Raw genomic sequence first — 23,300 nt, 5'->3', positions numbered from 1 at the left:
TTCTCGGGACGTGTCTCAGAATTCTTCCCAGTTCGCTTCTGCCGCTACAGCAGCAGAAGCCGAACTGGGAACCCGTCGAGCAGCCAAGGTGGGCGTATGCCTGACCGGTGGCGTGCGCGCAGCAATCGGCTGTGAGACGGTCGGCTTCGCAGGTACTTGTCGGCTGGCCTCGATAGACCTTGCCGCCGGCGCGCGACCGGCGTCGTCAAAGCGGAATTGTTCGAGAAGTTGGAACAGGGCGCTGGCCTCTTTCGCCAGTTCGTGGCTGGCTGCCGTCTGTTCCTCTACCATCGCTGCATTCTGCTGTGTGCCCTGATCGACAGTGTTGATCGCCCGATTGATTTCGCCGAGCGCGGTGGACTGTTCTCGCGATGCTTCGACGATCGCGGTGATGTCTCCGTTGATATTCTGGACGTGCGAGGCGATTTCCTGCAGGGCTGTTCCGGCCTTGGTGACCAGCGCTACCCCGCTGCTGACATGTCCACTGGATGCCGTGATCAGCGTCTTGATTTCCTTTGCCGCTGTGGCAGAGCGCTGTGCCAGCTCGCGGACTTCCTGCGCGACCACAGCAAATCCCTTGCCAGCCTCGCCAGCTCGGGCTGCTTCAACGCCGGCATTGAGGGCCAGCAGGTTCGTCTGGAATGCAATCTCGTCGATGACGCCAATAATGTTGGAAATAGCCTTAGAGGATGCCTCGATCTGGTCCATAGCTCCGATCGCTTCGCGAACCACTTCACCGGAATGGTTGGCGTGGTCCTTGGTCCGCGCAACAAGATGGCCAGCCTCCTCGGCGCGCTGGCTGGAATCCTTGACCGTCGTCGTGATCTCTTCCAGGGCCGCGGCTGTCTCCTCGACGGAGGCTGCCTGCTGCTCGGTCCTCTTGGCGAGGTCATCTGCAGACGTGCGTATTTCGTTGGAGCCGGCAGAGATCGCCTTGGCATTGTCGGCCACGGTTGCCATTGCCAGCTTGAGCTTGTTGGAGGCAGCATTGAAGTCCGTTCGCAGGCGCTCAAGGGACGGGATGAACGGCTTGTCGATGCGCTGCGAGAGATCACCGTCTGCGAGCCGGGTGAGGCCTTGGGCGAGTTGCTCGACGTTTTCGACGCGGCCAGTCACGTCGGTCGCAAACTTGACGACCTTGATCACCTTGCCATTCGGATCGAAGACCGGGTTATAGGATGCCTGGATGAAAACTTTGCGGCCACCTTTCCCGATCCGCAGAAACTCATCGGCGACGTATTCGCCCATACGCAGCCGGGTCCAGAATTCCAGATACCGCTGGGAGTTGGCCTCGGTCGGGTCGATGAAGATCCGGTGATGCTTGCCAACGATCTCGCTCAGCGAATAGCCGAGAGCCGAGAGAAAATTCTCGTTTGCCGTAAGGATCTGACCGTCGGGGCTAAACTCGATGGTCGCCTGGGCACGGGAGACGGCGGTGAGTTTGGCGGCGCTGTCGAGGCCATTCATCTTCGTTTGAGTGATGTCGTTGGCGAATTTGATGATCTTCAGCACCTTGCCGCTGGCACTCTTGACCGGATTGTAGTTGCCGCGGATCCAGATCTCCTTGCCGTCCTTTGCAATGCGCTTGAACTCGCTACATTCGAACGTGCCGCCCTGAAGCTTGCGCCAGAAGGCAGAGTATTCGGGAGAACCGGCATAATCCTTCTCAACAAAGATCCGGTGATGCTGACCGATGATGTCCTTCTCGGAATAGCCCATCAGATCGCAAAAATTCTTGTTCGCGCGCAGGATCTTGCCCTCCGTGTCGAACTCGATGATGGCAAAGGATAAGTCCAGCGCCGTAAGGATCTGGTTGGAATTGGAGCCGAGAAAATCAAACATGCAGCGACCCTGTGACGGAGTTGATTGGCCGTCGATAATGGGGTCAAAAGGTAAATTTGTAATTAAACAAACAACGGGGGATTAACCAGCAAGCTGTTGTTACCGCGAGATGAAATTCGTCCCCGATATAGTTACTAAGCCTTCTTCCCTACACTATTAGTCGGAAGCTATCGCGTCCCGGAGATCACGCAGACCTTTGAGGTCGAGCGATTTGCAGAACCGACCGATCGACGGCTCGCTGACGCCAGCGCGAACGGCGATGTCGAACAGCGATGATTCCTTGAAAAAATCCGGATCTGAACGGAACACGTCCGCAACCTGACGCTCTGAAGGGGTCAGCTGAGCATAACGCTCTTGCAGTTTGATAACGATGTCGGCGTGCTTCATTCAAAATCCATCGCTGCGATGGCAGGTAGCATAGCCGATGATCCGAGGGTTGGCAGGAGCCCAGGCAGAAATAAAACGGGGGCAACGCTTGCTGCCCCCGTTTCACGAGTTACTGAATGACCTGCACGACCTTGCGGGTCTGCGGTTCGACGATAACGCGCTGCTGGCCGACGACGACGTAGCCGTAGTGTGGATTTTCCGGGACAGGCGTGACGATGACATCTGCCGGTAGCGCGCGGCCTACAGTCACCGGCTCCTGTACGACGATCGTCTGCTGGGGCATCGGCTGCTGCTGCACGTAGGTGACCACCTCACGCGGCGGCGGGTCGATCGCAGCACCGGTAATTGCGCCGGCAACACCGCCAACTGCTGCGCCGACCGGTCCGCCGATAATGGCACCAGTGGCTGCGCCGCCGACCATGCCAGTCACCGCGCCGTCAGCATATGCCGAAGCGGAAAGAGAGCACGTGATAAGGGCTGCTGCGACAAAAACTTTCTTCATGATCTCACTCCTGTTGTGATCAGCGGAGCCAATAAAGCGCTTCCGTCATTTTTGTTCCGGTCCATCACATGGGAAACTGTCGTATTAACCAGATCTGTGAGTAATTCAGCAGACGCTATTTAAGCTGTTCTTTGTTTCTGATAGGCGACGGAACCTGAAATGCCCTGACGCATTTCCAGCACAATTCAACGCGGGCACTTTCCATGAGATCTCTTATCGTCCCGGCCATTCTGGTCGGTTGCATGCTCCCGATCGTCGCAGGCGCGACGACTGCTGCGTCCAGCCTCATGGAGAGCCACGAAGCCCATAAGTTCGGAACGGATAGCGGGCCACTCTGGACAACAGATCCAGTCCGTGTCGACAAACTGGCGCAAAACTACGAGAGACTTCCGTCTTCCGTCGCGTACTTCGAGCCATCCTCTTCACGAAACGTCGTTGTCCAGAATGTTGCGGCAGCTCAGGAAGCTTCCGTTGCCGCCAAGGTGGACCGGGAAGCAACGAACTGGTGTCGCGCTAGATATCGATCATACATTGACACCGACAATAGCTACCAACCGTTGACAGGTGGACCCCGTAAGCCATGCCAGGCACCTATCGCGACACCTCAGCAAATTGCTCAGGCCTCGCAAGGTGGGCAGATCGACACCAGCGATGACCACGCGCGGCGCTGCGCCGCCCGATACAGTTCATACCGCGCTTCCGACAACACCTACCAGCCCTATGGTGGCGCACGGCGTGTCTGCACGCTTGATATCAACCGCCCCGCTTCGAATCTACAGGCTTCGATGTAAAGTCCGATTCTGGTTGGTGACAGTGCGGAAAAGCTCGGCTATCTCAGAGCCCTCTCTGATTGGGGTCGTTGAAGTCAAGCTGCTCCAATTTGAATTTCGGATCGTACCGCCGCGCGGGCCACTCGCTTCTCTTCGCGGTCGGCGCATGGCTGCCGCATGATGGGATCAGGTAGGCAAAGTGTCTCAATCTGTTTCACGACCTTAAGGGGTTGCCTCAGGTTCAGGACTCTAAACGAGATCACCTTGCCCATCGTCCCCACGGGAACGATCCGATTTGCCTTTTCAGGCAGAACCTGCTGTTTGTGTGTTATCTCCCAGATTGTCCATTATCAGGCTGCTGCGAGGTCGATCTGCTTTCCGAAACGGAATTCAGAGCCGTCGCACCACATCCGATGCAAGATCACTGCTAATTTACGGGCCACTGCGACGCGTGCTCGCGCCATGCCCCGACGCTTGGCGATGCCCAAGCCCTGAGGCTGGACCATTTCTTCGACCGAGTGAGCAGCGAATGGGCTGCTTCGTAAAGCGCGGTTCGTGCGATCTCGTCACCACATCGGCTGATCTTGCCCTGGATGTCGGTCTCGCCGGATTGATAGCGGGACGGCGTCAAGCCAAGATGGGCACCGACATCGCGCGATCGGCGAAAAGCGATCGGGTCGGTCGATGGTAGCACGGAACGCCAGCGCGGTGATCGGCCCGACGCCCGGTACGCTCATCAGTTGGCGGCATGTCATCTCATTTTTGGCAACGTCGAGCACCTGTTTCGTGAGACGAGCGAACTCCTCGAGCATCGTGGCAAGCACCGCCAACAGCGGCTCCACCAGGGCGATCAACAACTGCTCCCCGGCCATGATATCTTGCACCTTGCCCACGAAGTCCGCACGGCTCGGTGTCCCAAGCTTGATACCGCCTTCCCGCAAAATAGCCCGCACGACATTCTCGATTGAGCGCATCTCGTTCATTACTGTCCGCCGCGCCACCAAAAGCGATCGCCATGGCCGGCATTGGCGGCTTTTGACATGCACCTGCCGGAACCAGCCCGTGCGCATGATCTGCGCCAATGCGCGCGCATCATTGCGATCGGTCTTGTTCGGCATCGTCTTCATCGCCGCATTGGCCTGGCGCGTCTCGATGCAGACGGCTGCCAACCCGTCATGCAGCCAAGCCGCCAGAGAGCAAGCTTCAAGGCCGATGCGCTCCATCGGCAAACCGAACTCCTCGAGTGCTGTGACCAGCGCCGGAGGCTCACTGGTCGCCCGCATCTCCTTCACGATCCGGCCCGTCTCGTCGACGATACAAATCGATGTTTCTTCCAAAGATACATCCATTCCGGCATAGTACATCATGACTGCTTCCTCTCGATGCGTGTGGCCGTTTCGACAGGGACCACGTTGCTACATCCTGAAGGGAGCAGCCACCCCCTCGGCGTAGACCCCAATCACCCCATCTGTCCGAGAATTCATGATCGGCGTGCGATCCGTCTGACAAGGGTCATGATGGATGCGGCATAAAGGAAGGCCTTGGCGGACTTGATGGTTGCTTCCGGATCTTTCCATAATCGGCGATTTCGACTGATCCAGGCGAAGAAGCTTTCTACGACCCAGCGCTTGGGATGAACGGCAAAGCCGACCTGATCCTTGGGCTTGCGGACGATCTCGACATCGACAAGCGTCGCATTCTGCGGCCTGTCGCCTGAATATCCCATGTCGGCGAACGCCTTCTCCACGAAGGGAAAGGACCTGCGGGATACCTGCAGAACAGGGATCGCTCCGTCGCGGTCCTGAATGTCGGCAGGCTGAGGATCGAGAACAAGTGCACGGCCATCCATGTCCACCATTGCCTGCCGTTTGCGGCCCTTGATCGTCTTGCCTGCATCATAGCCGCGCGGGCCACTGCTCTCGGTGGTCTTGACGCTCTGGCTGTCCAGAACAGCGGCGCTCGGCGAGGCCTGCCGTCCGATCCGCTCGCGATCCATTGTGACGAGGCGACGGTTGATCCGCGTGAACAGCCCAGTGTCACGCCAGCGGCAGAAATAACCAAACACGGTGCTCTTGGGCGGCAGGTCTTTCGGGATAAGCCGCCAGGGGATGCCGCCGCGCAAAACATAGAAGATGGCATTGACGATCTCACGCACGGGCCAAACTGGCTTGCGACCTCTGCGCGCGGGCGGAGGAAACAGCGGCGAGAGCACGTCCCATTCGCTGTCCGTCAGATCGGTTTCATATCGGGGTTGGTTGCGACTATACTGCCGCCGGGTGGTCGGGTTCCACATGGCGCTTCCATTCTGGTTTTTGAACACCGTCTTGGAATCATCATCGACCCGATCACTCAACTCAATTCTCGGACAGCCTCTTAGTCACTAACGTCAACATTCCTGTGTTCTTATGGATAATCTTGATGAAGACATTGAGGCAGTCAAAGATATAGTCGCTATCCCGCGGATTCTGAACGTCATCGCATCGACGACAGGAATGCGGTTTGTGACCGCGGCCAGGGTCACGGCTTCACGTTGGGTTGCGTGCGATGTGCTCGACCTCTGCGATTTCGGTGTTAAAAGCGGCGACGAACTTCCGTTCGAAACCACGCTATGTGTCGATGTACGCGCGTCGATCGCAGAAATCGTCATCGACGATACAGCCATAGATACCGCTTACGCCAATCACTGTTCGCCGCTCATCTATAACTACCGCAGCTACATCTCCTTCCCGATCATCCTGGCTGACGGATCGGTTTTTGGCACGCTCTGCGCCGTGGATAGCGAGCCGCGCTCGCTCAAAGGCACTGCTGCGGAAGACGTGTTCCGTCTCTTCGCCGAACTGATCGCTTTCCACCTGAACTCCAACGATCGCTTCGTGGCGAAACAGGCGCAACTGGATGTCAGTGAGGCGCGTCACGCCTCCAGTGAAAAAAACCTGGCGGCAAGCGAGGCAAAATTTGCAGTCAGCCAGGCGAAACTTGCCGCGAGTGAAGCAGATTTCGCTGGCAGCCAGGAACAGCTTACCGACGCGCTTGCGTTGGGTGATCTGCGCGAGCAGTTTATCGCCGTCCTCGGACACGATCTTCGTAATCCGGTCGCTTCTGTGATTTCTGGCGCTCGCGTTCTTGAGAAAACCGTTATCGATCCGAAAGGTGTTCGCGTCCTTCGCCTGATGAATGAAAGCCTGAGACGGATGAGTGCTCTGATCGATAATCTCCTCGATCTCGCAAAAAGTCGGCTTGGCAGTGGGATCGGCCTGGATATTTCGAGCGGTGTCCGCCCGCATCGAGCCGATGCTTGCAGAGATCGCCAATGAGATCAAGTCGGCCCACCCAGATCGAGATCGAAATCCAGTTCCAGCTCAACCGGCCGATCGACGTCGACCATGCCCGCATCGCCCAGCTAGTTTCGAACTTGCCTGGAAACGCGATCACTCACGGCTCCCATGAGCAACCGATCGGCGTGTCCGCGGCCGTGAAAGATGGCGTGTTTGAACTCTCTATTTGTAATGGCGGCAATCCGATTTCGGAAGCAGCAATGGACCGGCTGTTTCAGCCATTTTATCGAGGAGAAGTGCGTGCAAGCCAGCAAGACTGGGTCTCGGCCTTTACATCGCCAGCGAGATCGCCAAAGCCCATGGCGGAATTTTGAAGGTACGATCGGACCAATCCGATACATGCTTTACCTTCATCATGCCACTTGCTCCATAATTGCGGCTTCCCTTGCAATCTCTTTCGAACGAAAGCGAGCCTTTTGGAGGTGCTTCATCAGCGGCAAGCAAAACATAGCCTAGCCACCTTTACTGGCGTTGTACTCTTACGTCATGCGCAGGCGAGTGGCGTTCTGCTCATTGTTATCAGGGTCGATCTATTGCGCCCCTGCGCCTTCGAGGAGTAGAGAGCTTTATCTGCTGCATGCGTCATGCGAGAGAATTCAGCTCCTTCTATAGAAGCTGACGCCACACCAATGCTCAAGGTCGGTCGGACCAATGGATCGAACTGCGCCATCTGTTGTACAAACGACAAACGTAACGACTCCGCCAGCGCGCAGACGTCCTCTTCGGTTCTGTTGAATACGACGATCACAAATTCGTCGCCACCATGACGCCCAATAAGGTCTAAGGGCCCAACACTTGATCGCGCACAGTTCACGAAAGTTTTGAGTATTTCGTCGCCAGCAGCGTGCCCCATTGTGTCGTTGAGGCGCTTGAAATGATCAATATCGACGAGCATCAGCGATCGGCGTGTCGCCAACGATCTGTTCAGTTCTGTTGTCAGTCCGGCTCTGTTGAAAGCTCCGGTCAAGGGATCGTGGTGGGCCAGATAGGCGAGCTCCTTTTGCCCGCGCTCTGCGGCGATCAGAACCATAGCGATGCTGCGTAGGAGAACGAGGACGACTGCAAACATGGCTTCGAGGCATGATACTGGTTGCCCAGCCCGAAGAGACCATTTCCTCCAATGTAACCCATGCATGCGGCTGCAGCGCGCCCAGCAAATATCAGTGCTGTCGGAACATAAAGCGTCACGAGAAACCATGCCGCAAACAGCCGTTCCCGGCGGGCGATAGATCGCGCTTCATGCGCCATCGCCACAGAAACAGACGATGGACCCAAAGACAATCCGGGAAATAGTCGAAACCCATCCGTTCATGAAGAGCGGAACGGGCAAAACCGCAACCAGAATAATCAAAGCCCAAATCTTGAAGTCAATCTTCTGCGAGGTCAGTGCTTTGACCGCGACGATCATCAGCAGATAACCTGCGAACTGAGCCATATTTCCCATGATAACGGTTTAGATATCCGGCATATAGCCCCGAAGTGAGATGGCGATGCCCCCAACCCCGTCAACAGATTGCTAATACTCCACCACATCGGCCATCTTCCGAAACGGCGAGTGGTGAAAACGCTAAATTGCAGTAGGCCGAGGATGAGGCAAGTGATGCCGCAAATCAGGTAGATTGCGCGCAGGTCTGGGAACATCTGGGCTTAACAATTGGGTTGTGGTTGCTGGTATGGCGGCTAGATGGAGCGTAACCGGAGCAAATCTGGTGGCAGGAGGGATTCCTGTTTTGCGGAAATCATGATTCACTCCATCTATGACGAAGCGCCGCCTGCCCATGGCCGAGCATGCCGATACGCTGTCGCTGAAAGCGCTGCGCGAACTTGTGACTGGTCTGGTGACGCGGGCTGATCGGGCAGACATCCGGATCGAGAAACTCGAGGCCGAAAACCAAAAGCTTCGCGCCGAGAATGACCTGCTCAGGATCGAAAACACCCGACTGAAAGTCGACAACCAGCTCCTGCGCGATGAAGCAATTTCACCCGTCTGGCGAGTTCCGCCCCGGACATGCCAGGCATCGAATAATCGGTTATAAGAGGGTCGACGGTTTTTCCGCTGCCCAAGATTTCAAACGCCGCAGCGCCCGAGTTGGCCTCGATCGCCTCGTACCCTAGACTTTCGACCATACGATCGCCGTGAGAGAGATAAGCGGCTCGTCGTCGACGATCAGATTCTCCGGCCCCAATGCGTCCCTCTTAAGATGCCCTGAACAGGGCGGGCTTCTTATTCGGAGCAGCATAGCAGGTTTTCTGCGGACAGGTCGACAATCTGATTCAGCGACCGCTCACAAGCCCATGATTTCCTATTTTTCCCTATGGAGCGGAGCTGCACCCCGCAGCTTCCACGTCGAACCGTATCACGTTCAACACGCTCAACACGCCACTGGTAGCAGTAACAAATCTATCAAAAGGCCGCCTCGGAAGGGGCGCACGCAATGATGGTGCAACTCACGACTGTTTGGACTCGAGGAGGAGGCCGAAGCGAAAGCGTATACGATGCCGCGACAAACGGCAATTTCGATAATGGCGAGCCGTTGACTGATACCTGCCACTAAGGTTTATCCGGGGGTAGTATTCCCGGACTGCTTCCGTGCCAGTCGGAGCGCGCGCAGCATCTCTGTCTTCTTCTCACGCGCGGTCGCCTCCGCGTTGATGATCTCGTACGCAACCCGATCGGTTTCCTTGATTTTTGCAATTCTGTCGGCGAGTGCCATATGCATCTCCTCGTTGCTTCCCCACGGCTGACATAGCGCGGGAGCGTTCGACCTCAACCTCCGGTACGCTACCGTCCAATCAGCGCTCGGCGCCTGACCACTCGTTGGCGGGTTTATCGACCGCCGTTTTCAAAGGCCTGTCGGCAGGGTCGGGATCACGGTCATTGGCGAACTTGAGCTCTTCGATTACCTTGGCTACCTCAGCGAACACGTCTTGGTGCCTCGCACCTGACGTAACCGCACGGTCAACCAGATTTTCAACGCTATCGCGAACTTCGTTGCGACAATCCCCCATTTCGCTTCCTCCCATTCCCTGGTTTTGCTTCATTAAGCCAGCAAAGCAGAACATCGATGCGCCGGTTTACTCCGTTGACGCTGTAGGTCGCGATCTTCACCGTTTACTTCTTGTGATCGCCCTTATCGCCTTCTCCGGGTTTGGTGACATTCTTCGCATCGTGGCGATTATCGGCGGACAATGACCTACCGACATCGACGGAGTGCTTGAACTTGCCTTCCTCGTCGCGGCGCACATACCGCTTATCGGTCCCGGTATCGATCAGCTCTCGTTTTGACATTGCAGCCTCCTATCTTCCTCCACAGCAAACGCTCGGGTCGGAAAAAGGTTACGAGGACGGATGTCGAGAACGTCAAATTCATATCCCACCACGCCCGACGGACGATACTTCGTGGTACGTGGCCGACTATGGAGGTCGCGAGCAATCCTGCGCTCGAAGAGTACGCACGCCAGCGGCTCGTGTCCGAGCTCATGTCAGTGCGCCGAGCGGTACATCAGGCGAAAGGAGACGCGACGAAGACAAGAAAGGCGCGCCGACAGGTTGATGAAGCGAAAAACGCGTTGGGAGAACGGGGGCCCGTGTGGTGGACCGACGGCTCACCAGACTACAACCGACATCTGGCGGCTAACACGCCGTATGCCGATTAGTACGCGGCGCTGGATCAATGATCGGCTGTCGGCGAGCGACCGCTCGGTCATCCCGCGCCCTGATCGTTCTCCGAATTCAGGTCCTGTGGCTTGATGCCAATGTCCGTCGGTTCGCTAGATTGTCCGCTGGACGACCCTACACCACCACCATGGTCCGCGGACCAGGTCTGCGGCAGGCCACCGTTCTCGCTAGCTTCGCTTGCTTCACGCCAATGGCGCTCGTGCTGTCCATCCGGTCGGCCTTCCGCCTCGCATAGGCATCTTCTCTGATGCTGTCTTCCTCCGATATCCCATATCCTCCCGAATTGGCTCACAGAAAGCGCCGGTTGACTTCGCTGCTGATCATGGGGATCGCGACGGCAGTGGCGGTCGGCAACCTAAGTGCCTTGAACAATTTTCCCACCGCGAAGGTTACTGCAACCGTCGCCGCTACTCGGAGCCAGGCGTTTTCCTTCTCAGGTGTGACCTCGACATCGGACTGGCTATGGATCGCGGCGAGCTTTTCCTTCAAGTCGGCAAGCTCTGAACGAAGTCGTCGGACTTCGTCAAGGGCTGCCTCCTCGCCAAAGGAATGGGCGGTCTGTCGGGCGGCAGTCGCATTCATGCGTGGAGTCTCCTTTGTCTCAGGTCTCGCTAACGCCTGAGAACAATAAAAGATGCATTCCCATCGAACGTCGTTGTTGATCGCTTTCAGCGCGAAGGGTCGCTAACAAGGCGTCTGTCTCTTTGCGTGCCGGCGTTGTGCCGTGTTAGCGGCGCGTGCCATGCCAAACCCGATCTTGGAGAGGTTTAAAACGCGCTTCCGAAAACCTGCGCTTGCTGTGAAGTCCAAGACGACCAGCTCCTCGCTTCCCATTCGTAACACAAAAAGAAACCCGCCGAGGCGGGTGACTGAAGGAGCAAATTTGAGACTGCTCTTATGTTATCGAATTTGACGGGGCGGTCAACCGTAGCCTGCCTGCACGCGACCACACAACTGACGGTCATCAACGCCATCCTTCCCCATCATGGGTCTGTTGAGCGTACTCAGGATCATGCGAGCCTGCTTCCTTGTCAGCCCCATCATGATCAAGTGTTCGCGTCGGCTGTCGTCCACGGTGGTGTCGGTGATAGACCAGGAGCGATCAATTTCCTGACGTTTCTGATAACGTGGACCGATCATGCGACCTTCTCTCCCGATGACGGATGCAGCTTACCGCGCAACTCTGTCAAAGGCATCGGCTGGAGATGTTCGCTTTCTGATGCCGATCCTGCATATGCCCACGTGACACAACACAATGTTAAAACCGCCGCGGTCGCAGATATCGCCAACCGTTACGCCGTACTTGCCGCAAGGTCTCGTCTTCCCAATCGTACGCCATGGTGATCTCCGCTAGTGAATACAGATTCCGACGGTGTGGCTAACCAACTCCTAACGCGCGGCAGTCAGGTCTTGTATCGGCCAGGCCCAAGCGGCCGATGGGACCGCTGATGTTTGACGAATTGACGACGCTCTAGGGGTTCGAATTACGACGATCGCGATCCACAATGCTGGAGGCATCAGTGCCCATGGAAAGAAGGCGCCCTCGAAAACGAGAAACCCGAGAGTCATCAAGAAGAGCGCAATCACGCCGAACACAATCGGCTGAATTTCTCGCAAGAATGCCTCCGTTGAGGATAGTCAGAACGTTCAGCAGCCACCTTGCCGTACCCAGAACACGGGCTTCTCAGAGCATTATCTTATCGACCCGGTGCGGACGGTGTCCACTGCGGGCGAGCGTTCGAGGGATTCGGCTATTCCAAACAAAACGACCGCCATAAGCGGGATCGTAAAAAGAACTCTGACCCCATGGATACGCATGACTTACTCCCGACACAGCCATAGTGTGCCACCTTCGGTCGAACACCTGCAACTCTCGGTGAATGCGTATCGATTTCAGACAGTTCGGATAGTCGTTCAGAGCGCCGTTCTTCAGAGAGCTTCGGTACCCCACAAATCTGTCACATTTGCCCGCGAGAGTTTTAATCGGCGCACATTTGGCGCTTGTCGTGAGAGCGACACCTACTTCACAGAATGGCACTTAATTCAGTCCGCTTCGGCGGACTGCTTTCTTTCCGACCTGCGAACGAACCGGATGGTGCGTTTCCCTGAGTTTTCATACACGTTCGACTTCGATGAGGCCTCCAAGCTTTTTTTCCTGCTGGGGAATGAAGGGCGCTACCGTATCATTCGTCTATTATGCGAAAACGAGATGTGCGTTGGTGCGATCAGCGAAGCAACCGCGATGACGAACTCGCTCGTCTCCCACTACCTCGCGCAGCTTCGCAAAGCGAAGCTTGTCGAAAACCGGAGAAGCAGCCAGACGATCTATTATCGCTGCGCTTCAACTGAGGTATTCACCCTGAGCAATGCTACCCTCGACATTCGTCATTAATCACACTCGACAATCTCGCTGATTTCGATCTAATAAAGCCAGCCGAAATTTTTCGTATTGGTAGATGCTGACGCTTCTCTTCGTGTTCTATCTGATCGTTGCTACTGCGGCCGTCGCCTCCACCTTCCTTGAGGGTCGACGAAAGCAGTTGTCATGGTCTGTGGCCAGGCTATCGGGCCTGCTGCTGGCGATAGCATGGCCGCTCCTCATCGCGGTCGTCGCCGTTTCCGCCGCGAAGCCGAAGCAAGCCGATCTTCGGCTCGTGTAGTCCTTGCTCACGTAAAGGCAGCATGGCGGAGCAAGCACTGAAAGGCATCGGTCCCATTCCGCCGGGATCAGATATCTAATGGTGCGCGCGATAGACGATGTCAGCCTGATCATTGAAACACTTGAAGTACGGCACCGAGTATCGTCGGCGAAGGTTCTCCAGATGAGTTACGCGGGAAATGTCGCCTTTGGATCGTTGCAGACCCCGCATGGCCACGATCTCATCGGGACTTTGCAGCAGAGATCGGTTTTGAGAGGGTGGCCGAGATGCAGGAAGAACTTCTTTGGCTGTGCGAAGCGGCCGCTGTTCCCGCTATATGGGCAACAAAGGTTTTTCAAGATCTCGTCAAAACCGGTATCCCGTCTCGCGGCGAGATGACTGATGCTGCCATGGCGGCACGCGCAGAATGCGTTATGCTCAACAAGGGTCCGGCAGTTAATGATGCCGTGAGCTTGCTTGATAGATTGCTGGGACGCATGGATGGGCATCATTTAGAAAACGCCTTCGCTTCGTCCAATACGGACTTGGTAGACTGGCTATATTCTATCGCGTCCGCCGCATCTTCAAATTTTGTCATAGCGGACATGACCATGCAGAGCGGCGTCATCAGGTGATGATCGTTGATGGTCGTCGTCAATCGATGCGCTCGGCAACTCGTTCGGCAGCCTATCGTTTCGAAATAGTCGTTGATCGCTGCGCGAACCTCTTCGGTAGCGGCGAGTAATTTTGCGTCACCTGCATATTTCTCGGCAATCCTGGTTCGCAGTGTTTCCGACCTGACAACCAGATTAGCCCTGGCACAATGCTCTGATGTTTCCGACACGACTTGGCCCCTTTGTCAGTCTCTAGCGTCTTACACCGCGAACGTAATTCTTATTGTGAATGTCGGATCTAAAGTCCCAGGGGCGCAGAGATCTATCGAATGCAATTCCTGGATCACCCCTCCCGAATTTTTGTTTATGAGAAGAAGAGCGAACGCTTGAAGAGGACGGCTGAGCGCGACCCGGTTCAGGCTCAAGCATACGTCCTCGAAGTTGCTACAAAAACCGACTGTTATCGCAATAGCGTCCACGGCTGCAGTCGAGCTCAGCGCAATACCGTCACAATGACCAGAACTAACTGTTGTAGGACGCGGGGTGGAGTTCACGGAGTAAGGCTAGTGGTCGGGGACGTCGTGTATACCCACGCCAGAAAAAGCATCGCTCTGAGTGCGATCACGCCGACACCACGCGGAGCGAACAAAGCTCGGTTTCCGGTGCCTTTTGCCCTGACCGTCATATTCTGTCGCCTCGTTCGACGAGCCGTATTCATCACCTACTTCATCTCGCCGGTCCATCAAATCAGCTCCCGTTTAGACTTCGAACTGATGAAAGCATCTCGCGTTCCCCACTGGAGTGAGGCGGCGCAAAGCTGAAGGCCCCTGCGTCCAGAACTATCCCCAAGCACGCGCTTAACTGCACCCCATCACGGAAGTTGTTGATCTTCCGGCGTGGCTTGCAACTGAAGAGATATATTCACGTGTGATGACCCTGTGAAAGGAAAGAGGGCACTCGCTTGCGCGGATTGTCACGAAGATCATGACGACCAACTGATTTCACATCGAGAGGCCTTGTTCGAAATTTCGGTCATGCTTGTAAAGCTAATTCGATTTTAATTTGGCGCTGGCAAGATCCCCCCAAAATAAGGGGACGCCATGATCAGCCACCGAAGAAAAGTTGATAGATCTGCTCGGAACTTGATCTCTTCATCGCCGCCAGGCGACGAAATGGCATGCGCCCTGAGAAGAGCCATCGAGAATAACGAAGTATGGCCAGCATTTCAGCCTCTAGTGGACTTGAAAAGTGGGGCGATTGTCGGATTTGAAGTTCTAGCCCGCTGGACGGACGCAACTGGATCTGCAGTCGCGCCATCGACATTTATCCCGATCGCGGAGCGAGATGACCTGATCAATGCTCTGACAGCGAGAATTGTTTTCAATGCATGTCGTCAAGCAGCCATATGGCTTGGAAGCTTCGTCCTTGCTATCAACATATCGCCAAAGCAGTTCCGTGATCCGACGCTTTCCGCGTCGCTGACCAAGACGGTGGAGGCAAGCGGTTTTCCTCTGAACAGGATTCATATCGAGATTACCGAGAGTGCTCTTCTAGAGAATGAGGAAGTGGTGCGGTCAAACATCTGGGCTATCAAGTCGTCCGGAATGGGGCTTGCTTTAGATGATTTTGGCACTGGTTTCGCAAGCCTGACCAGCTTGCACTACTTTCCTTTCGACAAGCTCAAAATCGACATGAGTTTTGTGCGTTCCATGCAGAATGACGCTGGGAGCCGCAAAATCGTGGCGTCGGTAATCGGCCTGGGCCAAAGCCTAAGCATGACGGTCGTTGCTGAAGGCGTTGAGACGGAAGAGCAGGCTTCAATACTCAGACGTTTGGGATGTGACCTCGGACAAGGTTATCTATTCGGCAAGCCTCTTGATGGCGAGCAGACTGAAAAGCTTTTAAATGCCAGCGGTCGGAAAACAATACCCGCGCATTCCTCGTCGATTTCCATGTTCCAGAGGGTGCATCAGTTAGAGGCCTTGTATAAAGCGGCGCCGATCGGGCTGTGCTTTCTGGACACAGCGCTGAACCATATCAGCGTCAACAATCGCTTCGCCGACATGTTCAAACTCAGTCCGGCAGACATGGTCGGCCGCACTGTCCACGATTTCATGCCCGGCAGAGAGGCTAGGCACGTAACGAGAGATTTGAAACGTGTCCTCAACGGGGAGACCGTAATCGTCCAGGACTACCGGCCCCCAAACGGAAGCGGCTCATACTATGTGATCAATCAGCGGGTGGACGACGATGACGGAGTTGCTATCGGCGTATCCGTGACGGCCATCGACATCACTGACCGTAAATCTATAGAGACTGCTTTGAACAAGGCCGAGGAGAATGCGCGCTGGTCTATCGAACTCAGTCCAAATATTCCATGGTCGACCGACGCAGATGGTGTCATCAATTTCATGGGCCCGACACCCGATGGCTCGAAGCAGGCCATACCTGACCGTATCGAAGATTGGCACGCACGCATGCACCCCGATGATCGTGCTCGCGTTAGACAAGAGTGGCTTGCCTGGCTTCCCCGCAAGAAACCTTTCGAGACCATGTTTCGGATGAGGTTGATGGACAAAACTTGGCGCTGGATGCTAAGCCGCGCCAAGCCGCATTTCGATCCGTCGGGCGCCGTCTCAGATTGGTTCGGCGTTATCACCGAGATTTCCATTCAGGAAGAGCTGAGCACTAAGCTTACTCGTTATCAGTCCATCCTTGACATTGTCGAACGAGAATCGAAACTGTCGGCCACTCCTTCTGAATCTGAAACGCCGGATATTGATGACAGTCGTTCGTCGGACACAATCCAACATTTTAACGATGAGACGGTGAAAGAGCACAACCTCCCTGCGGAGCATCTTGTTGCGATGCTGATGAGGATGTTTGAGTTCGCGCCGATCGCAATGGCGATCACCACCAGCGATTCAAGGACTTCCAGCTACGTCAAGGTCAACGATGCTTATCTGCGGCTGACTGGACGCAAGTGGGAGGATATAAGGGGACAGAAGTTGACCAGCAGTGGTGCAGCCATCGACAATCCAGCACGCGATCGCCGTCATCGGCTGCTGGCAGACGAGGGTTCTTACCAGCTAGAAGACGTCGACATCGCCTACGCGGACGGCACGGTCATCCCCACTCTCATCTCTGCGCAAAGAACTATTATTGACGGCGTCTCATTTGATGTCGAGGTCATTTTGGACGTGTCTGCGCGAGTCAGACAGCAACGTGAAATCGAAAGTGCATTGAAGGCGTCGGCCCGGATTGACTGGCTCTCGGGACTACCAAACAGGGCCGCATTCGACGAGTTTCTGTCCGAGGCTATCGGACGCAACATGCAAAATGACCGAAAGCTTGCTTTGGCCTATATCGACCTCAACGGGTTTAAATCTGTCAATGACACCTTTGGTCACTCCGCCGGAGATGAAATCCTTAGAACGGTTGCAAGCCGCTTGCGTGAGAATTTTCGAGCGACCGATTTCATAGCAAGAATCGGTGGTGACGAATTCGCTGTAATTCTCGATATCGATAGTCGGCTGTCTAGCAGCTTTCAGTCAAATCTCTTGGGAAGCATGGAGCGTGTATTCAAACCTATCCCAATACGAGGTCAAGTAACCTCTACTGGAGCGGCGGTTGGCGTGACGTTTCTCCATGCCGATGATACGTCGTGCTCGTACGTCGACCGCGCAGATGAGTACATGTACCTCGCAAAAAAGACCGGTAACCGGTTAGCAGTGGTGTGCTTTGGCCAAATACTCGTTCCCATGGAGGATACCCAACCAAGCGTTACTCTAGTCAGAGGCGGGTTGGGAGAATAACGACAGCGACGTCTAAATCAGCGCCGTATTTGAGCATCGTGAATGTAGAAGCTTTCGTGGTCCGCCGCTAAGCACTGCCGAAGCGGAATTTGGGAGTATTGAAATCGACCAAAGCCTCGACGGCTTCGAACGCTCGCTTGCCCGAAGTCGTTTGCCTCCGTTTCCCGCCGCCATCGCCGGACTGCCGAAGCGATAGTCCCGGTTCGTTCGGCCACAAGCTGAAGCCGTCTATAGTGACGACCATCGGTAGCCGCACCAGCTCCCCGACGACGGCACCCAGCCCCCCATAGGACAGCGCCTCCTCCATGTTGGCGGCAACGTCCTCCTCCTTGTCGCTCTCGACGAAGATTACTCTCTTTGGATGCAGCCCAGCCTGAGCCAGCGCAGGAAAAAAAGATCCGGGCGGGTCAAGCACCAGACCACTGGTCCCTTGGTCCTGGCTGCAACTCCCGCGGCAAATAAAGCAGCCGCGGCTCCATCCACCGTTCCCGAGCCGCCGCCCGCAAACTCGTGCAGAGCGCCGAGGACCAGTCCACCGCCAGGAAGAATTCCGTCGAGTTCCGCGACGCCGAATGGAAGACAGCCAGCCTTCTTCGTGCCCTCTCCTTCTATCGAAGAGATGCGGTCACGCAGATCTGCGAGGACTTTAGTGCGGACAGCCGACATCGTTCGCGGAATCCTTCCGGGTCGCGGTGGTTGGAGAGAGCGGCTTCGTGCCGCCAGAACACTTGATGTTCTGTATCTGTTCAGTTAGCTGGAAAGTGTCAAGCGGGTGAAAAATAGGAATAGAGTCTCACGATTTTAGAGATTCTGTATATTCCGATTTTGAATCAGTTGGCTACGGCCGGCGGTCGGCCACATGGCAGCCAAAAAGAAAATTTGAGAGGACCACGTCCACTCCCCGAATCTGGCAGGGCACACATTTGAAACGTAATCACTTCCCGGTTTTCGATCTGGCCACGACGCTGAGGCAGGTAAAGGAGCCAATGATTGAGGTCGAGTGCCGGACATGTGGACGATTAGACGCGCTCGAGCGGGAGGTCCTTGTCCGCAAGCATGGCGCGGGGATGACTTTTGCCCGGTTGCGGCGGATGGCTGCTATGGGGTGCGATCGTCCGATCAGCGCAGATGGCGATCAATGTCAAACGTGCTTTCCCGGTATCCAATCGCCAGTGCTTCCACCCGATCACGAGTAAAGGGTCGGTCTACCAGCGGATATAAGCGTCTGCCCGCTTGTCATGACGCTCATCCGCGCCAGATCCCATTCGATGTAAGGAGTATTGGGATGGCCGAAGTCAACGACTGGTTGGATGATCGCATCCAAGAGATCATCAACTCACCGGGGTTTCATGAGAACAAGGCAGAGTTTCGCGATCAGGCAAAAATCCTGGTCGAAAGCGGCGAGGCTGAAGGTTTTACAGTTGCCCAGATCAAGGACGCTTGCGGAGGAGATGTCGAACGATATCTGCTTAATCAGCAAAATGCGATGACCGACGTCGAGCTCCAGCGGAAAATCGACGAGGAACCTTGAGGTTTTACGCCGGCAATCATTGTTTGCCCTTTTCGCTGCCGGCCACGAAACCAACACCTAAAAGGAGATGGTTATCAGCATCCGAGGCAATTCTAATGAGCGCAGTGATGGTCAAACGACTAGGCGGATCCCTTTGCGGCAGGGTGACATACAGTGTCGAAGGCAGGCCAATACGTGTTGGAATCTGCCATTGCACTGACTGCCGGCAGGAAAGCGGTTCGGCATTCACCTATTTCGGCATCTGGCCCGCTTCCGCATTTGAGACGTCCGGTGAGACCGATCAATACGCCGGGCGCAAATACTGCCGATCCTGCGGCTCTCGGCTGTTTGCCTATGATGCCGAGGAAGCCGAAATCAAGCTCGGAAGCCTACAGGATGCACCAAGCGGTCTCGTGCCCACCTACGAGCTTTGGATCAAGCGCCGTGAGCCATGGCTGCCCGCACTGCCGGGAGCTGAACAATTCGACGAGGACCGAACAAAGGGAGAAAATCAAATGGGAAACGCATCAAAAGAACTCGCCGATGAATACAGGCGCCTTGGTGGGCGCCGTATCGCGGTGATTGACGACAATCTTGGATCCTCGCGCGACTGGGGCGGGGATCCGCCTGAAGCCGACGCACTCTGGAAGGCAAAAATTGCCTCATTGTCCGACCGGGAGCGGCGAGATGTCGAGACCTTCCTTCCGTCTTTGAATGACGAAAGTGATGAACCGGCGAACTAGGGATGCAGTCCATGGACGTCGAAGCGGTAACCTTCCACACTAGCGATTGGGTTCCCAACAACCAGTAGCTTCCAGTCCTGATCTATAACGCTCTGTTGCCTGATGCTGGCTTCGAAAGTTTGTTTGCAAGAAATGGATGGGCGGGCATCTGGACGAACGGCGTCTTCACTTACCAGCATTCCCATTCGGGTGCCCACGAAGTGCTGGGTGTCGCTGCCGGCACCGCAACCTTGCTCATCGGCGGCCCTGGCGGCCGCCAGTTTAACGTGAATGCAGGTTCCTGCCTTATCCTGCCCGCAGGAACAGGCCACCAAAACCTCGGATCTTCCGCAGATTTTCAGGTTGTGGGCGCCTATCCGCGTGGACAGCACGCCGATATCCAGACCTCGGCCGCGACCGAGCAAATGTTGGCCAGGATCGAAGGCCTGCCCCTGCCCGACACTGATCCTGTCCAGGGACCTCCGGAGCTCTCACGGGACTGTGGCGTAAACCGACTACGCGCGTGATCAAGCGACCGCCTTCGTCAGCTTCCCTAGCCTTTCGACCATTGCCAAGATCGCCGCACGCAAACAGGATGTCACATCGTTCGAACGCCGAGTACACGAATGCATTCGGCCTCCCACATTCTCAGGATCTGCTGTCCTCGGTCGATTGGGCCGGGGTAGACCTGAACGCGCTGATCTCCTGTTCGCCAGGCGGCGTCTCGAAACGAACTTCGAAACCGTGGTTGGCCGGAGGCCGCACATCGCGGAGAAAATCCGTCACGGCGCTATAACCGCCGGTATACCCCCGATCCCGGAGTTCTCGAAGCAACCGACTGCCTGTGAGGCCGGGACAGGTCTTCACCCGCTCCCGCAGGTATGAAACAAACGGATCGATAACCGTCGCGAGAGGCTTTCTCGGTCGATAAGCCGGCGCCTCGAGGCCTCGTTTCTCTGGAAATGGCCGACACCGTCAGGCCCTGCTGATGCAGGTCCAGGATCATAATCGTCTCCCTCAGCTTGATCACCAACATTCCCCTACCGACCATCGGAAGGAGTATCGGCGATGACGGGCCGCTGGGGAAGATTTAAACGGCACTATTGGGGAGTGTTGCTCCGGTACTGACATCTTCCCATTCGCATTTGACACCGTCGCTGTGCAACAAGAGGCCAGGCACGGTCTCGACGTGGAAAACGACATGTTTACCGATCGTCGAATGGTAGGGGTTTGCCGTGTTGCCGCGGCGTCCGAGCTTCATCTCAACTTTAAATCGGACAGAGCCGCTGGCAGATGCTCTATGCTCTTTAACGGCAAGTTCGCCGGTGGTGGAATTAAAGGTGAGAAGCCAACTGACGTGGTTGCCGTGCGAAAGGCCTTTTCGGCAGAACTCTTTTTCAACAATAGGCAAATCTGGTCCTCGGGTCCGCCAAAACGTCACGGCGCATTGCCGACAACTATTGGCCGTTCACTTTCAGCTCAGACGAATAGTCGATGTCAATGTGACCAATAGTTCCCGCCGCCGCGGTGAGTGCCGTTTCCCGGTTTTTGTTGATGACACGACGTCAACGCCGGGCGTTGAAGTCTGAGCGATGTCAAAGTCTGACGGCTCCATATCGCGTATGGCTTGATCGGTTACCTGCGCGGTCTCTTCATTCGGCAAGCCCAACTCCGAAAGAAGGGCTGGCCGATCTTGTTGCGCGGGATTATTGTTAGCCAGCGATGGAGGTCGCAAGGGGGAAATTCGATGAGTGACACTATGGTTGGATTCATGATCGCTGCCGAACTGTCGGCACTCTTCTGGGCGGGCTTTTTCTTATTCGTCCTATAGCAGAACCGGTACGGTCAGCGATAAGCTTTTCATTCTCAGCCGGGCGCGTTCCGGCGGACGCGAGCATGAGCTGTCATCCGTCGTGGCGGTTTCGCCGGGCGATGTCGTGGGTGTTCAAAAGCCCGAGAAGCGTCAAAGCGTCATCGAAACGACAATGGGTCAAGAAAGTGCCATGAAACTCAGCAGGGCCGCCGGTGAAAATGTCGTAAACGGTCCAAAAATCGTCATGACTGTTTTTGCTCATGCTGTATCGGGTTGTATGAGTTCCAGGCATTGAACGCCACCAATCAGATTACACGTCTCGGACACAATTCAGATCTGGGAGGAAGGCCCGAAAGTCGGGCTAACGGACCTTCCCCACTTGCCTCACCGGTCGGCTTTGGGAACAAACCGGCATTGACCACATACTTCTAATAATCAGACCGATATCGGTAAAGGCATTTTCGGACGCTCTGAGATATCTGACAATTCACTGCTCGTGATTACCGGCGTGCCACTTCTCTAAGGCGTCGAGGATTCTCAAAACTTTCTCATCGCCGCACGCATAGTAAATCGTCTGTTTGCGCCGCCTCGTCTGCACGACTGCCGCTTTTCTCAGTTGGCCAAGATAGTGGGAGACGAGCACCCTTGGCAGGCCAAAATGGTCGCTTACCTCATTCACCGACCATTCTCTTTCAGATAAGGCGATAAGGAGTTTGAGCCGCGTTGCGTTCCCCATCATTGACAGGAGCTTTGCCGCTGCAACCACATCAAACGCAGGATCGACCGCATCTTCTGGCGCTAATGCGGACAGGTATTCTCACCCCTCTTGCATGGGAAGTTGCGTACGTCCAGTCTGAGCATCAAACATGGATTTCCACCCAGTCGGCCTCTGGCCCTTCTTGTTGTCCGGCCATTCGCACACTCCGCCGACGCCGACATAACCGATCACGATGTTATTTTCGTCGCTGTCGAAGTTCAATAAGACCAATCTTTCCGGCATGAGGAAAGCCGGATTTCTCCAATCCATCGACTGCTCCCATTAATTTGCGTGAGCGCCAGAGGCGACTTTGTCGAAGCAAATAGCTCTCACTTTCTCGTCCATAAGGTGTCGCCGCAGACCGGGCTCGCAGACATGTTGCTGATGAACGGAGGGGCCGATCCACGACGACAATCGTGATAATAGGATCATATGTCGGAAATTGAAGCCGTGCGCTTCGAATCATTCTGTTACGAGTACGTACTCCCCAGACTTCAACCGCCGATTCTGCCGAAGAGTGTAAGTTTCGCGCTGTCATTTCCGTTGTAGTAATCTTCAACGGCTTTGGCAGCTTTGCGATGGGAGCTTTCGCAACCACTGTCAGTCAACAGCCGCGGGAGATGCCGAGCGCCTTGCCACCGGAATTGCCCCGGCTCACCGTTATGAGAGATGTCACGCCAGATACGACCGATGAACAGTTTTCCGTCGTAGGCTGACCAATCGTCGCGAGGGCGCCCACCCTGCGTCAGGCGCCACTCGTATTTTGCCCGCCAGCGATCATCCATATCTCATCACCGACCCCACGCACCTCACATGCGACGGCACTCCATCCAGTGTCGGCTCTTTCGATCGCATCGGCACAGTGACTTTATTTTAATGGCTATATCGTGCCGGAAAGCAATCGCCGAGCTAGCC

At 55.7% G+C, this 23,300-nt stretch carries 23 protein-coding genes and 5 pseudogenes; 10 read left to right on the top strand and 18 right to left on the bottom strand.

What is annotated here, in order from left to right:
- Positions 1–15: 15 nt before the first annotated feature.
- The 3 genes from AC2GXZ_RS30325 to AC2GXZ_RS30315 form a co-directional block, all read right to left on the bottom strand.
- Positions 16–1,842 (bottom strand): methyl-accepting chemotaxis protein, encoded by a 1,827-nt coding sequence (locus tag AC2GXZ_RS30325; protein ID WP_483762979.1) that lies wholly within the window; start codon positions 1,840–1,842, stop codon positions 16–18.
- A 156-nt stretch (positions 1,843–1,998) separates the two neighbouring features.
- Positions 1,999–2,229 carry a MurR/RpiR family transcriptional regulator gene (locus AC2GXZ_RS30320; RefSeq protein ID WP_483762978.1) on the bottom strand — a complete coding sequence of 77 codons (231 nt, stop codon included), beginning with the start codon at positions 2,227–2,229 and terminating at the stop codon, positions 1,999–2,001.
- Positions 2,230–2,338: 109 nt separating this feature from the next.
- A complete protein-coding gene (locus tag AC2GXZ_RS30315) occupies positions 2,339–2,734 on the bottom strand; it encodes a DUF1236 domain-containing protein (RefSeq protein ID WP_483763002.1) in 396 nt (131 codons plus the stop codon).
- Positions 2,735–2,934: 200 nt separating this feature from the next.
- On the opposite strand from AC2GXZ_RS30315, the gene AC2GXZ_RS30310 reads away from it, so the two are divergent.
- The gene (locus AC2GXZ_RS30310) at positions 2,935–3,522 is read left to right on the top strand and encodes a BA14K family protein (RefSeq protein WP_483762977.1); all 588 of its coding nucleotides are present in this window, start codon (positions 2,935–2,937) and stop codon (positions 3,520–3,522) included.
- A 329-nt stretch (positions 3,523–3,851) separates the two neighbouring features.
- On the opposite strand, the pseudogene AC2GXZ_RS30305 reads toward AC2GXZ_RS30310, so the two are convergent.
- Positions 3,852–4,868, bottom strand: a pseudogene (locus AC2GXZ_RS30305) (IS110 family RNA-guided transposase).
- A 113-nt stretch (positions 4,869–4,981) separates the two neighbouring features.
- Positions 4,982–5,794 (bottom strand): IS5 family transposase, encoded by an 813-nt coding sequence (locus AC2GXZ_RS30300; protein ID WP_483763001.1) that lies wholly within the window; start codon positions 5,792–5,794, stop codon positions 4,982–4,984.
- A 112-nt stretch (positions 5,795–5,906) separates the two neighbouring features.
- Between AC2GXZ_RS30300 and AC2GXZ_RS30295 the strand changes: the two genes are divergently transcribed.
- Together AC2GXZ_RS30295 and AC2GXZ_RS30290 are read left to right on the top strand one after the other, a co-directional pair.
- Positions 5,907–6,815 carry a histidine kinase dimerization/phospho-acceptor domain-containing protein gene (locus AC2GXZ_RS30295; RefSeq protein WP_483762976.1) on the top strand — a complete coding sequence of 303 codons (909 nt, stop codon included), beginning with the start codon at positions 5,907–5,909 and terminating at the stop codon, positions 6,813–6,815.
- Positions 6,812–7,150, top strand: coding sequence for a sensor histidine kinase (locus AC2GXZ_RS30290; protein WP_483762975.1), 339 nt, complete (start codon positions 6,812–6,814; stop codon positions 7,148–7,150). The genes AC2GXZ_RS30295 and AC2GXZ_RS30290 overlap by 4 nt, the downstream gene beginning before the upstream one ends.
- A gap of 170 nt (positions 7,151–7,320) precedes the next feature.
- Here AC2GXZ_RS30290 and AC2GXZ_RS30285 read toward each other — a convergent pair whose 3' ends face one another.
- The 8 genes from AC2GXZ_RS30285 to AC2GXZ_RS30250 all read right to left on the bottom strand — a co-directional run bounded on the left by AC2GXZ_RS30285 (position 7,321) and on the right by AC2GXZ_RS30250 (position 11,655).
- A complete protein-coding gene (locus tag AC2GXZ_RS30285; protein WP_483762974.1) occupies positions 7,321–7,866 on the bottom strand; it encodes a GGDEF domain-containing protein in 546 nt (181 codons plus the stop codon).
- A 207-nt stretch (positions 7,867–8,073) separates the two neighbouring features.
- Positions 8,074–8,271, bottom strand: a complete 198-nt coding sequence (locus AC2GXZ_RS30280; RefSeq protein WP_483762973.1) for a hypothetical protein — start codon at positions 8,269–8,271, stop codon at positions 8,074–8,076.
- A 485-nt stretch (positions 8,272–8,756) separates the two neighbouring features.
- Positions 8,757–8,963, bottom strand: a complete 207-nt coding sequence (locus tag AC2GXZ_RS30275) for a response regulator (protein WP_483762972.1) — start codon at positions 8,961–8,963, stop codon at positions 8,757–8,759.
- A gap of 431 nt (positions 8,964–9,394) precedes the next feature.
- The gene (locus AC2GXZ_RS30270) at positions 9,395–9,550 is read right to left on the bottom strand and encodes a hypothetical protein (RefSeq protein WP_483762971.1); all 156 of its coding nucleotides are present in this window, start codon (positions 9,548–9,550) and stop codon (positions 9,395–9,397) included.
- Positions 9,551–9,629: 79 nt separating this feature from the next.
- Positions 9,630–9,899 (bottom strand): hypothetical protein, encoded by a 270-nt coding sequence (locus AC2GXZ_RS30265; RefSeq protein ID WP_483762970.1) that lies wholly within the window; start codon positions 9,897–9,899, stop codon positions 9,630–9,632.
- 49 nt (positions 9,900–9,948) lie between these two features.
- Positions 9,949–10,125 carry a hypothetical protein gene (locus AC2GXZ_RS30260; RefSeq protein WP_483762969.1) on the bottom strand — a complete coding sequence of 59 codons (177 nt, stop codon included), beginning with the start codon at positions 10,123–10,125 and terminating at the stop codon, positions 9,949–9,951.
- 678 nt (positions 10,126–10,803) lie between these two features.
- On the bottom strand, positions 10,804–11,097 hold the full coding sequence (locus tag AC2GXZ_RS30255; RefSeq protein ID WP_483762968.1) for a hypothetical protein: 294 nt from the start codon (positions 11,095–11,097) through the stop codon (positions 10,804–10,806).
- Positions 11,098–11,436: 339 nt separating this feature from the next.
- On the bottom strand, positions 11,437–11,655 hold the full coding sequence (locus tag AC2GXZ_RS30250) for a hypothetical protein (protein ID WP_483762967.1): 219 nt from the start codon (positions 11,653–11,655) through the stop codon (positions 11,437–11,439).
- 676 nt (positions 11,656–12,331) lie between these two features.
- On the opposite strand from AC2GXZ_RS30250, the gene AC2GXZ_RS30245 reads away from it, so the two are divergent.
- From AC2GXZ_RS30245 to AC2GXZ_RS30230, 4 genes and pseudogenes are all read left to right on the top strand, one after another.
- Complete coding sequence (locus AC2GXZ_RS30245; RefSeq protein ID WP_483762966.1) at positions 12,332–12,907, top strand: ArsR/SmtB family transcription factor; 576 nt, start codon at positions 12,332–12,334, stop codon at positions 12,905–12,907.
- Between the two features lie 64 nt (positions 12,908–12,971).
- Positions 12,972–13,175: a hypothetical protein gene (locus AC2GXZ_RS30240; protein ID WP_483762965.1), complete on the top strand. Its 204-nt coding sequence runs from the start codon at positions 12,972–12,974 to the stop codon at positions 13,173–13,175.
- 227 nt (positions 13,176–13,402) lie between these two features.
- Positions 13,403–13,706, top strand: a pseudogene (locus AC2GXZ_RS30235) (pyruvate kinase); the annotation flags it as partial.
- Between the two features lie 1,162 nt (positions 13,707–14,868).
- Entirely contained in the window at positions 14,869–17,583 is a 2,715-nt protein-coding gene (locus AC2GXZ_RS30230; protein ID WP_483762964.1) for an EAL domain-containing protein, read from the top strand.
- Positions 17,584–17,699: 116 nt separating this feature from the next.
- Here the strand turns inward: AC2GXZ_RS30230 and AC2GXZ_RS30225 are convergent.
- Positions 17,700–18,249, bottom strand: a pseudogene (locus AC2GXZ_RS30225) (ImuA family protein); the annotation flags it as partial.
- A 619-nt stretch (positions 18,250–18,868) separates the two neighbouring features.
- On the opposite strand from AC2GXZ_RS30225, the gene AC2GXZ_RS30220 reads away from it, so the two are divergent.
- The 3 genes and pseudogenes from AC2GXZ_RS30220 to AC2GXZ_RS30210 all read left to right on the top strand — a co-directional run.
- On the top strand, positions 18,869–19,114 hold the full coding sequence (locus AC2GXZ_RS30220) for a hypothetical protein (RefSeq protein WP_483762963.1): 246 nt from the start codon (positions 18,869–18,871) through the stop codon (positions 19,112–19,114).
- 107 nt (positions 19,115–19,221) lie between these two features.
- Positions 19,222–19,590: pseudogene (locus AC2GXZ_RS30215) on the top strand (GFA family protein); the annotation flags it as partial.
- Between the two features lie 257 nt (positions 19,591–19,847).
- A pseudogene (locus AC2GXZ_RS30210) lies at positions 19,848–20,323 on the top strand (cupin); the annotation flags it as partial.
- A gap of 582 nt (positions 20,324–20,905) precedes the next feature.
- Here AC2GXZ_RS30210 and AC2GXZ_RS30205 read toward each other — a convergent pair.
- The 4 genes from AC2GXZ_RS30205 to AC2GXZ_RS30190 all read right to left on the bottom strand — a co-directional run bounded on the left by AC2GXZ_RS30205 (position 20,906) and on the right by AC2GXZ_RS30190 (position 23,170).
- A complete protein-coding gene (locus AC2GXZ_RS30205) occupies positions 20,906–21,226 on the bottom strand; it encodes a hypothetical protein (protein WP_483762962.1) in 321 nt (106 codons plus the stop codon).
- Positions 21,227–22,115: 889 nt separating this feature from the next.
- The gene (locus tag AC2GXZ_RS30200; protein ID WP_483762961.1) at positions 22,116–22,394 is read right to left on the bottom strand and encodes an ArsR/SmtB family transcription factor; all 279 of its coding nucleotides are present in this window, start codon (positions 22,392–22,394) and stop codon (positions 22,116–22,118) included.
- Between the two features lie 51 nt (positions 22,395–22,445).
- The gene (locus tag AC2GXZ_RS30195; protein ID WP_483762960.1) at positions 22,446–22,655 is read right to left on the bottom strand and encodes a hypothetical protein; all 210 of its coding nucleotides are present in this window, start codon (positions 22,653–22,655) and stop codon (positions 22,446–22,448) included.
- Positions 22,656–22,879: 224 nt separating this feature from the next.
- Positions 22,880–23,170 carry a hypothetical protein gene (locus AC2GXZ_RS30190; RefSeq protein ID WP_483762959.1) on the bottom strand — a complete coding sequence of 97 codons (291 nt, stop codon included), beginning with the start codon at positions 23,168–23,170 and terminating at the stop codon, positions 22,880–22,882.
- Positions 23,171–23,300 lie beyond the last annotated feature (130 nt).

The sequence above is a fragment of the Aliirhizobium sp. YIM B11859 genome (assembly GCF_057163345.1).
Note: the sequence above shows the minus strand (reverse complement) of the source record. Positions and strands in the feature narration are given on the sequence as shown.